Genomic DNA, 10,293 nt, shown 5'->3' on the forward strand with positions numbered 1-10,293 from the left:
GTGGCACCCGGGAGCGCGGCCCGGCCCGATCGGTTTCCCGGAAGGAGCGGCGGCGCCGCCCCGTGACGGGACGGTGTCGCCGTCCCGCCGCGGGGCGGCCCGCCGCCCCGGCGCGGGAGTGCTCGTCCGGATCCCGTCCGGCCCGGCGCGGCCTCCGCCCGACCCCCGGTCGTGACTGCCGCCGGGGCAACTCCCGTTCGCAGGAGTGAAGTTACTTTCGAGCCATCCGCGGCCTCAACGCAGAGCCGGTCACTTCACTCGTAAGGGTGATCAACGCCTGGTTTCGAATTCGTGCGAGAAGCCCGCTGTGAGTAACGGGCGCCCGGCGCGCGGCCGCGTGCGGAGCGCGCGGGGCCCGTCGGGCGCCTCCCGTCGCGGATTGACGCGCATCCGTACGCCCGCGACACCCACGTCCGAACGGCCACGGCGGCGCCCCCCCGGCCGCCCCCCGGCCGCCCCCCGGCCGCCCGCCGAACGGCCGAGGCCCGACCGCCCCCGCGCGCACGGTAGTCTCGACAGGTGCCGAAACTGTCCGACGTCATCACCGCGCTCGAAGAGGTCTACCCCCCGCAGTGGGCGGAGTCCTGGGACGCCGTCGGCCTGGTCTGCGGAGACCCTCAGGCCGAGGTCAACCGCGTGCTCTTCGCCGTCGACCCCGTCCAGGCGGTCGTCGACGAGGCCGTGGAGTGGGGCGCCGACCTCGTGGTCACCCACCACCCCCTCTACCTGCGCGGCACCACGAGCGTCGCCGCCACCACCTTCAAGGGCCGGGTGGTGCACACGCTGATCACCAACGGCATCGCCCTGCACGTCGCCCACACCAACGCCGACCACGCCGACCCCGGCGTCTCGGACGCGCTGGCCGAGGCGGTGGGCCTTCGGGTGACCGGCCCGCTGGTGGCGGACCCGACCGACCCGCTCGGCCGCCGCGGCACCGGCCGGATCGGCCTGCTGGAGCCCCCGCTGCCCCTCTCCGCCTTCGCCGCGCGGGTGGCGGCGGGCCTGCCCGCCACGGCCGCCGGCGTCCGCGTCTCCGGCGACCCGAACCGGCTGATCAGCCGGGTCGCGGTGTGCGGCGGCTCGGGCGACAGTTTCTTCGCGGACGTCCGGTCGGCCGGCGTGGACGCCTACCTGACCGCCGACCTCCGTCACCACCCCGCCTCCGAGGCGGCCGAGGCGGCGCCCGTCGCGCTGCTCGACGCCGCCCACTGGGCCACCGAGTGGCCCTGGCTCACCCTGGCCGAGCGGGCCCTGCTGGCCGCCGCCGACAAGCGCGGCTGGACCGTGGAGACCAAGGTCTCCCACCGGGTCACCGACCCGTGGACCGCACACGCCCCCATGTCCTTCACCGCCTGACCCGATTCACAGGAGCTCTCCGCTTGAACGCCGCGCCCGCCGACCAGATCCGCCTGCTCGACCTCCAGGCCATCGACTCGAAGCTCGACCAGCTGGCCCACCGGCGCCGGAGCCTGCCCGAGCACGCCGAGATCGACAAGGCCACCGCCGACCACACCGCGCTCAAGGACCTCGTCGTCGCCGCCGAGGCCCAGAAGGGCGACACCGCCCGCGAGCTGACCAAGGCCGAGCAGGACGTCGAGCAGGTCCGCTCCCGTGCCGCCCGCAACCAGCAGCGCCTGGACTCCGGCGCGATCACCTCGCCGAAGGACCTGGAGAACCTCCAGCACGAGATCGGCTCGCTCGCCAAGCGCCAGGGCGACCTGGAGGAGGTCGTGCTGGAGATCATGGAGCGCCAGGAGAGCGCCACCACCCGGGTCGAGGAGCTGTCCGCCCGCCTGGAGCACTCCACCGTCGTGCTCAAGGAGGCCGAGGGCCGCCGCGACGCCTCCTTCGCCGAGATCGACGCGGAGGCCGACAAGGTCAAGCGCGACCGCGAGACCGTCGCCGCCGTCATCCCGGCCGACCTGCTGAAGGTCTACAGCAAGCTGCGCGAGACCCAGGGCGGCGTCGGCGCGGCCCGCCTCTACCAGCGCCGCTGCGAGGGCTGCCGCACCGAGTTCTCGATCACCGAGCTGAACGCCATCAAGGCCGAGCCGGCCGACAAGGTGGTCCGCTGCGAGAACTGCTCGCGGATCCTGGTCCGCACCGCCGACTCGGGCGTCTGAGCAGGTGGCGGCGCGCTTCATCGTCGAGGCTGACGGCGGGTCCCGGGGCAACCCGGGACCGGCCGGCTACGGCGCGGTGGTCCGCGACGGGGACACCGGGCAGATCGTCGCCGAGGCCGCCGAGTTCATCGGCCACGCCACCAACAACGTGGCCGAGTACCGGGGCCTGATCGCCGGGCTCAAGGCGGCCCGCGAGCTGGACCCGGACGCCACGGTGGACGTCCGGATGGACTCCAAGCTGGTCGTCGAGCAGATGTCCGGGCGCTGGAAGATCAAGCACCCCGACATGCAGCCGCTCGCCGCCGAGGCCCGCACCGTCCTCCCGCGCGCCAGGGTCACGTACACCTGGATCCCGCGCGAGCGGAACAAGGACGCGGACCGGCTGGCCAACGAGGCGATGGACGCGGGCAAGGCCGGGCGCCAGTGGGAGCCCCGCAAGCCGGCCGCCGTCGCCGCCGGCGCGCCCGCCGTCGAGGAGCCGCCGCTGGAGACCGCCGCCCCCAGGGCCGGTTGGGTCGCCCCGGCCGACCTCGGCACCCCCACCACCTTCGTCCTGCTGCGCCACGGCGAGACCCCGCTCACCCCGGAGAAGCGGTTCTCCGGCAGCGGCGGCAGTGACCCGGAGCTCTCCGACAAGGGCCGCTGGCAGGCCGAGCGGGCCGCCGAGGCGCTGGCCGCGCGCGGCAGCGTCCAGGCGGTCGTCGCCTCTCCGATGCGCCGCACCCGGCAGACCGCCGAGACCGTCGCCGCCAGGCTCGGCCTGGAGGTCCGGTACGAGGACGGGCTGCGCGAGGTCGACTTCGGCGACTGGGAGGGCCTGACCTTCGCCGAGGTGCGGGAGCGGTACCCGGACGACCTGACGGCCTGGCTCGGCTCGGCCAAGGCCAGGCCGACCGGCTCCGGCGAGAGCTTCACCACGCTCACCCACCGGGCCGGTGTCGCCCGGGACAGGATCATCGCCAGGTACGCGGGGAAGACCGTGCTGGTGGTCTCGCACGTCAGCCCGATCAAGACCCTGGTCCGGCTGGCGCTCGGCGCCCCGCCGGACTCGATGTACCGGATGGAGCTGTCCGCCGCCTCGATCTGCGCCGTCCAGTACTACGCGGACGGCAACGCCTCGGTGCGGCTGCTCAACGACACCTCGCACCTGCGCTGACCCGCCCGCCCCGGCGGGTCAGTGCACCTCGGTGACGACCACGTCCAGCTGCCACGGCTTGCGGGCCGTGCCCTCCGCCGCCAGTTCCACCCGGTGGCCCAGCTCCCGCAGCGCGTCCATCAGCTCGGCGGGGGTCTTCGGCTCGGCGCCGGCGAGCAGCAGGTCCCGGACGATCCGGCCCTTGGTCGCCTTGTTGAAGTGGCTGACCACCGTGCGCCTGCCGTCGCGCTCCTGGAGCACCCGGACGGTCGCGGTCCGGGAGGCCACCTCGCCGGCGGGCTTCCAGGCGGCGGCGTACGCGGAGCTGCGCAGGTCCAGCACCAGCCCGTCCGCGACCTCGGGGAGCACGGGGGCCATCGCGCTCCGCCAGTACGCTCCGAGCGCCCCCAGCCCGGGAAGCTTGACGCCCATCGAGCAGCGGTAGGACGGGATCGGGTCGGAGATCCGCACGGCGCCCCAGAGACCGGAGAACACGAGCAGCGAACGCGCGGCCCGGTCGTACGCGGCGGCGTCCAGGGTGGCCAGGCCCAGGTTGTCGAACAGCACCCCGGTGTACACCTCGCCCGCCGGGCGGGCACCGGCCGTCGGCAGCCCGGCGTTCTTGGCGATCTCGCCGCGCAGGCCCGGGGAGAGGCCGAGCACCCCGGCCGCGGTGTCCTCGTCGCCCCGGCACAGGCCCACCAGCGCGTCCAGCACCGCGCCGCGCGCCGCCGTCAGCCCGGGCAGCGACAGCCGCTCCAGCGCCACCGGCCCGCCGTCCCCGGAAACGGCCTTGCCCTCCGAGGGCGGCAACAGCACCAGCACAGCGGACTCCTCAACGATCTGCGGCGGACGAACCCCGCAACCCTACTGCGGCCGCCCCGGCCCCCAGTGCCACGCAGAGCGGCGAGTAGTACCGCACGTTCAGCCGCCGGAACCGCTCCGAGCGCTCGCCGGCCCGCCCGAACACCACCGGCCCGGCCACCCCGCGCGCCAGCAGCACCCCCGCCACCGTCCGCACCCCGGCCCGGCGCAGCCGCCGCGGGCCCACCCGGGGCAGCACCCCGGCCTCCGCCCCCACCAGGTACGCCCCCGCGCCCAGCGCCCCCGCCACCGCCAGGCACGCGGCCGCCGGCGGCACCCCCTCGCCCTTCCCCACCACGGTGTCCGCGAACTCCTCAGGGGACCCCAGCGGCCACGGCGTCACCGCCCACACCGCGTGCAGCACCCCGGTCACCCCCAGCGCCGCGGCCACCGCGGCCCCGGCCGGCTTCACCACACCCATCGTCCGAACCCCCTTCGTACCCGGTCGGTCCCCCCACCGTACGAGTGCTTACGCCGCCCCGGTCCGCCGCGCCCACCCCCGCCGCCGGGGCGTCACGACCCGCCACCCGTACGCGCCGAACAGCCGCCCCGGGCCGCCCCGCGGTGGGAGGATCGACCCGTGCCCGACCCCCAGTCCCGTGCCGCCGCCGCGCCCGCGCCCGCGCCTGTGCCCGCGCCCGGGCGCCGCCGCCGTCTGCTCGTCCTGGCGATCTGCTGCCTGAGCCTGTTCATCGTCGGCCTCGACAACACCGTGGTGAACATCGCACTGCCGGTGATCCAGCGGGACCTGGACGCCCCGGCGTCCGGGCTGCAGTGGATCATCGATGCCTACACCCTGGTACTGGCCTCGCTGCTGATGCTGTTCGGCTCGGTGGCCGACCGCTTCGGCCGCCGCCGGGTGTTCCAGACCGGCCTGGTCTGCTTCGCGCTCGGCTCGCTGCTGTGCAGCCTCGCGCCGAGCCTGGGCTGGCTGGTGGTGTTCCGGGCGCTCCAGGCGGTGGGCGGCTCGATGCTCAACCCGGTGGCGATGTCGATCATCACCAACACCTTCACCGACCCCAAGGAGCGGGCCCGGGCGATCGGCGTCTGGGGCGGCGTGGTCGGCATCTCGATGGCGCTCGGCCCGCTGCTCGGCGGCTTCCTGGTGGACGGCGCCGGCTGGCCGTCGATCTTCCTGATCAACGTCCCGGTGGCGCTCGCCGCCATCGCGCTGACCGCCCGCTACGTCCCGGAGTCCCGCGCGCCCCGGCCGCGCCGGCTGGACCCGGTGGGGCAGCTGCTGATGATCGTGCTGCTCGGCTGCGGCACCGCCGCGATCATCGAGGGCCCGGCCAACGGCTGGACCTCCCCGCTGATCCTGGCGCTCGCCGCCACCGCCGCGGCCGCGCTGATCGCCTTCCCGCTCTGGGAGCGGCGGGTCGCCGAGCCGCTGGTGGACCCGCGGTTCTTCGCCAGTGTGCCGTTCACCGCCGCCACCGTCACCGCGGTCTGCGCCTTCGCGGCGCTCGGCGGCTTCCTCTTCCTCAACACCCTCTACCTCCAGAACGTCCGTCACTACAGCCCGGTCGAGGCCGGCCTGTGGACGCTGCCGATGGCCGGGATGATGCTGGTCTGCGCTCCGCTGTCCGGACGGATCGTCGCGAGCCGGGGCCCGCGCCTGCCGCTGGTCACGGCCGGGCTCGGGATCGCCGCGAGCGGACTGCTGCTCACCCGCCTGGCCGCCGACTCCCCGCCGGCCCTGCTGCTGGCCGCGTACGGGCTGTTCGGCTTCGGCTTCGGCCTGGTGAACGCGCCGATCACCAACTCCGCCGTCTCCGGCATGCCGCGCGCCCAGGCGGGCGTCGCGGCCGCGGTCGCCTCGACCAGCCGTCAGGTCGGCCAGTCGCTGGGCGTGGCGGTGATCGGCACGGTCGTCACCGCGGCCGTGGTCGGCCCGGTCGCGACGGGTTTCGCCCCGGCCAGCCACGTCGGCTGGTGGATCCTGGTCGGCCTCGGCGGCGCCGTCCTCGCCCTCGGCCTGGTCTCCACCACGGCCCGGGCGAGCGCGACGGCGGCCCGGGTGGCCGCCCGCCTCGGCTCCGAGGCACCGGCCGTCCGGTCCGGTGTACGGGAGGCGCCGCCCGAGCGGCTACGATGACCACTACGGCGGAAGAGCCGGCCGGGCGGTCGCGACGGGTCCCAGACCCGCCGAGGAACGTCCGGGCTCCACAGAGCAGGGTGGTGGGTAACGCCCACCCGGGGTGACCCGCGGGACAGTGCCACAGAAAACAGACCGCCCACCGCTTCGCGCGGTGGGTAAGGGTGAAACGGTGGTGTAAGAGACCACCAGCGACCGGGGTGACCCGGCCGGCTAGGTAAACCCCACTCGGAGCAAGGTCAAGATCGGTGCCCTCGGGCACCGTGCGCGGACGTTTGAAGGCTGCTCGCCCGAGTCCGCGGGTGGACCGCACGAGGCTGTCGGCAACGGCAGCCCTAGATGGATGGCCGCCTCCCCGGGCCGCGCAAGCACCCCGGGAGACAGAACCCGGCGTACAGGCCGACTCTTCCGTCGCCTAGCTTGAATGAGGCCCCCTGACCTGCAAAACAGCAGGTCAGGGGGCCTTTTTCTATTGCCCACCCCACGTTGTCATTCCAGGGGTGGTTCTGCCTGTTCAGGCCCGTTTCTCAGCGCTCTGTGGCGATGATGTGGCGCCGGTGGCGGCCGGGTCTACCGCTCCGTCTGCCCAAGGACCAGGTCCCGGTACGGGAGGGAAACCGTCGGGTGGCCGACGATGCCCAGGGCCTTCTCGATCTCCTCGACCAGTTCGGCGGCGCCGTCCGGGGTGGCCCGGATCACTTCCGTCTCCACGAAGACACCTGCCCCGGCCACGGTGTCGATGCTGACGGAGGCACCGGGAATCTCCGGGTGGCGGTGGGTGACGCGGGTCTTCACCACCCGGACCAGCTCCCGCATGCCGATGTTCTGAAGAAGCCGCTCGGCACTGATCGCCTGCGCGGCCCCGGCGAGGACCGCGTTCGTCTCGGCCTTGGACACCATGTCGTCCTCGCGGTGCGTGGTGTCGTTGGAAGCGGGCTTGTAGGTGATCTCGGCGAAGTCGCCCCGTCGCCGGACCCGCAGGCACTCGACTGTCTGCATGAAGTCGACGTCCGGCCGACTGTAGTAGGTGTCCTCCTCGGTCACGGGCGCTTCCGTCAGGTAGCCGAGTTCGGCGAGCAGCCGCGTGACGCCGCTGCCGTCGTCGGGAAGCTCCCGCTTGCGCTCCACCTCAGTGGTTTCTGTCATGCCGGTCATTCTCCCGAGTTCACTGCCGCGTACATCCGGGCCAGGCTCGCGTGACTGCACCATCGCTGGACCGAGTCCATCGCCTTTCCCAAGGTGTCCGAATCGGCGAGGGGAACGTTCGAGAAGAGCACCAGTTGCTTGGCGTCCCGCAGCGGGTTCGGCAGAGCCCGCCGCAGGTACCGGTTGTAGTAGCCCCGATCCCGCTGGGTCACGTCCGACACCTGCACGGGCATCAGGACGGTCCGGTCCGGCCGGCTCGCCTCGGTGGAGCTGACCGCGAACGCGGCGAGCAGTGTGTCGAGCGTCATGTAGGCGTAGGTCTCACGACCCTCCCGGGTGGTCCAGTGTTCCCAGATCACCCGGCACTCCCCGCCGCCACGCTCCGCCGTGGCGAGGAACTGAGAGAGCGCGATGTCCGTGCACTCGTCGAAGATGTCCCCGTCCACCGTGAAGTGGTCGCCGTAGCGCTCGCTCAGGGCGAGCATCATGCGCTTCTGTGACTCGGGCAGCCACTCGGCGTCCGTCAGGCGGTAGTGCACCCGCTTGCGCCCCGTCCGGGCGTCGATCCAGTCCGCAGCCATCTGCCCGTCGAGGAACGGCACGAAGCCGAGAGCCCCGGACCGCCAGACGTGATCCCGGAAGGTGATGTAGTGCCGCTGCACCTCGCGGAAGATCCCGACCGGCGCGGAGACGAACACGGCAGTCCCGGTCGCGAGCTCACCGACCGGGACGATGCGGGAGTCCTGGCGGGTGACCACCTCGTCGTGGGCGCCGTGGTACGGGTGCGTCCCCTCCCGGAGGTACTGCGGCAGGAACATCCGGAGGAACTGGATCCAGGACCTCGCGGCATAGGTCTGCACCGAGCGTTCGTGCAGCGACGCACCGTCGACGGCGTACACGTCGCGATAGGCGAAGAGTCCGCCCGGCCGGAGCACGGTCGGGATGGTGCGGATCATCGAGTGCAGCCCGTTGTACCCGCCGCCGTAGCTGTAGACCTCGTGCAGCAGTGCGGACGCGCTGATCACGTCGACGGGTTCCGGCAGCAGCGTAGCGATGTCCTGCGCGAACCCACTGACCAGTTCGACCGTGCCCACCTTGCGGAACTCGGTCATCGCCTCGCTGAGCGAAGCGGACACCACCCCGGGAACCTCCACGAGCGTGAGGTCCACGTCTCGGTGCGTGCTGCCGTTCGTGGCCAGCTGCGAAGCAAGGAAGGTGACCGCCGAGCCTCCGCCCGGCCCGATCTCGACCGCCTTGGGGCGGTCGCTCTGAACCCGCTGGAGGGCCTGGTAGGCCAGGAAGCCCTTCTCCTCCCCGTGCGCGTTCGCGGCCACGTCGAGGTAGCCGGCATTCGTCTTCGTCTCGGTGGCGAACTTCGATCCGTTCAACTGTCCACCCCAGAAGTTGAGTTGGTTTGCTGGATCGCTTACTCGGAGGTCTTCGCTCGGGCGGCATCGAGCTTCCGCCGCAGCCGGAACCGCCGTGCGAGCTGACGCCGATGAGGGCTGAACATCGTCACGGGCCAGGTGAACTGGAGGTGCACGCCCCACAGCCAGGCGAGCGTGTTGCGCGGTTCCGTGACCAGCGAGCGAAGGGTGCGGCCGATGACGACCGTGCGTGTGGGCCTCACGAGGTGGGCCCCTCCTGGGTCCGACGCGGACGGTCGGGGCCGTAGACGGGAACCAGCTCCGGCGTCCTCCCGGTCTGCTCGATCTCGCTGGGCAAGGTGGTCCACTCGATGCCGCCTCGGCGCGGGCGAAGGTAGGCCAGGCCTCCCCTCGTCTCCATGTAGACGCCCTCGCCACCACGATTGGCGCGGTCCTTGACGACCTCGCCGATCTGCGGCTGGTAGATCCCCGCGTGAGACCGCTTGCGAACCGCCACTACAGCTCCCTAGAGCACCTGCTTCGTGTCCTAGGTCAGAAGGTAGAGCAGTGAGAAGTGCTTTCGGCTCGAATGTCGGCGCACTAGTGTGCTCCTGAGTGACTATCACCTCGACTGAGGAGTAGCGCATGGCCAGCCCCAAGACGTTCACCGCGATCGCTGACCACTACCGGCAGGCGATCCTCACGGGCGAACTCGTGTCCGGTGAGAAGCTCCCCACGAACAGGGAGATGTGCCAGCGGTGGAACGTGGCGACAGCAACCGTCAGTAGGGCCTTGAACCAGCTGCTGGTTGAAGGACTCATCAGGACCAGCCCCCGTGGAACCTTCGTGGCGGACGAAGCGACAGCAACCGCAACAGGACGGGACCGGCTGTCGATGGTCCAGCGGCTGAGGTCCAGCCTGATGGAAGGGGAGACCAGCCGGGTGACGGCTGCCGAGTTGGTTGTCCCGCCGTTGTACGTGCAGGACATCTTCAATCTCGACCCCGGCGACCAGCTTGTTCGACGTGAGTACGTCGCGGGCCGGGGCAAGACCAGGACGATGCTGGCAGTGGTCTGGTATCCGGCGCACTTCGCGGCCCTGGTTCCTGACTTGCTCTCGACGGCCCCCAGCAAGAACGCGGGGCTGACCGCGAAGGTGCTCGATGCGTCCGGCCGGACGATCACGCATGCCCGGGACGACATGCACGCCCGGGAGTGCGATGCCCGGGAGGCATCGGCACTGGGGCTCCGTGTGGGATCGCCGGTACTGGGCGGCGTCCACCGCTGGTCGGATGACGAAGGTGTGATCGAGTTCGGCCTATGGGTCGTGCCGACACGCGTCACGATCGGCTACGAGTACGGCTCCTGAGCCACTACCGAACGAAAGAACCGCCCCGGCTTGGAAGGCCGGGGCGGTTTGCTATCGGCATGTAGCTCCGGCGATCCAGTACACCTGCGGGACCTGGCGAGACCTCCTGGACGACACCGGCCTTCTCGGCGGTGATGACGTCCGCGGCGTCGACGGCGCAGCGGTACTCCATGCCGGTACCGACCAGCGGAG

12 protein-coding genes and 1 other RNA gene are annotated in these 10,293 nt (G+C 72.1%); 6 read left to right on the plus strand and 7 right to left on the minus strand.

Features of this window, described 5'->3' with window-relative positions; genetic code table 11:
• The first annotated feature begins 519 nt into the window (after window positions 1–519).
• The 3 genes from ACWD4P_RS26200 to ACWD4P_RS26210 are packed head-to-tail and all read left to right on the plus strand — an operon-like array spanning window position 520 to window position 3,279.
• Window positions 520–1,356, plus strand: coding sequence for a Nif3-like dinuclear metal center hexameric protein (locus ACWD4P_RS26200; protein ID WP_359831394.1), 837 nt, complete (start codon window positions 520–522; stop codon window positions 1,354–1,356).
• Between the two features lie 23 nt (window positions 1,357–1,379).
• On the plus strand, window positions 1,380–2,123 hold the full coding sequence (locus ACWD4P_RS26205; RefSeq protein ID WP_359831392.1) for a zinc ribbon domain-containing protein: 744 nt from the start codon (window positions 1,380–1,382) through the stop codon (window positions 2,121–2,123).
• A 4-nt stretch (window positions 2,124–2,127) separates the two neighbouring features.
• Window positions 2,128–3,279 carry a bifunctional RNase H/acid phosphatase gene (locus ACWD4P_RS26210; protein WP_449781259.1) on the plus strand — a complete coding sequence of 384 codons (1,152 nt, stop codon included), beginning with the start codon at window positions 2,128–2,130 and terminating at the stop codon, window positions 3,277–3,279.
• Between the two features lie 18 nt (window positions 3,280–3,297).
• Here the strand turns inward: ACWD4P_RS26210 and yaaA are convergent, their stop codons facing one another.
• Together yaaA and ACWD4P_RS26220 are read right to left on the minus strand one after the other, a co-directional pair.
• Window positions 3,298–4,083, minus strand: coding sequence for a peroxide stress protein YaaA (gene yaaA / locus ACWD4P_RS26215; RefSeq protein WP_449781260.1), 786 nt, complete (start codon window positions 4,081–4,083; stop codon window positions 3,298–3,300).
• Between the two features lie 10 nt (window positions 4,084–4,093).
• Window positions 4,094–4,543, minus strand: a complete 450-nt coding sequence (locus ACWD4P_RS26220; RefSeq protein WP_449781261.1) for a DUF3995 domain-containing protein — start codon at window positions 4,541–4,543, stop codon at window positions 4,094–4,096.
• A gap of 207 nt (window positions 4,544–4,750) precedes the next feature.
• Here ACWD4P_RS26220 and ACWD4P_RS26225 point away from each other — a divergent pair, with 207 nt between their 5' ends.
• Window positions 4,751–6,220 carry an MFS transporter gene (locus ACWD4P_RS26225; protein WP_449781266.1) on the plus strand — a complete coding sequence of 490 codons (1,470 nt, stop codon included), beginning with the start codon at window positions 4,751–4,753 and terminating at the stop codon, window positions 6,218–6,220.
• A 13-nt stretch (window positions 6,221–6,233) separates the two neighbouring features.
• Window positions 6,234–6,631, plus strand: an RNA gene (rnpB, locus tag ACWD4P_RS26230) — RNase P RNA component class A.
• Window positions 6,632–6,790: 159 nt separating this feature from the next.
• Here rnpB and cyaB read toward each other — a convergent pair.
• The 4 genes from cyaB to ACWD4P_RS26250 are packed head-to-tail and all read right to left on the minus strand — an operon-like array spanning window position 6,791 to window position 9,250.
• Complete coding sequence (cyaB, locus tag ACWD4P_RS26235) at window positions 6,791–7,366, minus strand: class IV adenylate cyclase (RefSeq protein WP_449781262.1); 576 nt, start codon at window positions 7,364–7,366, stop codon at window positions 6,791–6,793.
• A gap of 5 nt (window positions 7,367–7,371) precedes the next feature.
• Window positions 7,372–8,754, minus strand: a complete 1,383-nt coding sequence (locus ACWD4P_RS26240) for a hypothetical protein (protein ID WP_449781263.1) — start codon at window positions 8,752–8,754, stop codon at window positions 7,372–7,374.
• A 38-nt stretch (window positions 8,755–8,792) separates the two neighbouring features.
• The gene (locus ACWD4P_RS26245; RefSeq protein ID WP_359827923.1) at window positions 8,793–8,996 is read right to left on the minus strand and encodes a hypothetical protein; all 204 of its coding nucleotides are present in this window, start codon (window positions 8,994–8,996) and stop codon (window positions 8,793–8,795) included.
• Window positions 8,993–9,250 (minus strand): hypothetical protein, encoded by a 258-nt coding sequence (locus ACWD4P_RS26250; RefSeq protein ID WP_449781264.1) that lies wholly within the window; start codon window positions 9,248–9,250, stop codon window positions 8,993–8,995. The genes ACWD4P_RS26245 and ACWD4P_RS26250 overlap by 4 nt, the downstream gene beginning before the upstream one ends.
• Window positions 9,251–9,378: 128 nt before the next feature.
• Between ACWD4P_RS26250 and ACWD4P_RS26255 the strand changes: the two genes are divergently transcribed.
• Entirely contained in the window at window positions 9,379–10,101 is a 723-nt protein-coding gene (locus ACWD4P_RS26255; RefSeq protein WP_359827927.1) for a GntR family transcriptional regulator, read from the plus strand.
• 4 nt (window positions 10,102–10,105) lie between these two features.
• On the opposite strand, the gene ACWD4P_RS26260 is transcribed toward ACWD4P_RS26255, so the two are convergent.
• Window positions 10,106–10,293 (minus strand): hypothetical protein (locus ACWD4P_RS26260; RefSeq protein ID WP_449781267.1); only part of this gene is annotated, 188 nt, incomplete at its 5' end.

The sequence above is a fragment of the Kitasatospora sp. NPDC002543 genome (assembly GCF_053594915.1).

What these genes read in the sequence shown, in the direction of transcription:
- ACWD4P_RS26220 (WP_449781261.1), bottom strand. Translation starts at nt 4,543, where the DNA reads ATGGGTGTGGTGAAGCCGGCCGGGGCCGCGGTGGCCGCGGCGCTGGGG.
- cyaB (WP_449781262.1), bottom strand. Translation starts at nt 7,366, where the DNA reads ATGACAGAAACCACTGAGGTGGAGCGCAAGCGGGAGCTTCCCGACGAC.
- ACWD4P_RS26255 (WP_359827927.1), top strand. Translation starts at nt 9,379, where the DNA reads ATGGCCAGCCCCAAGACGTTCACCGCGATCGCTGACCACTACCGGCAG.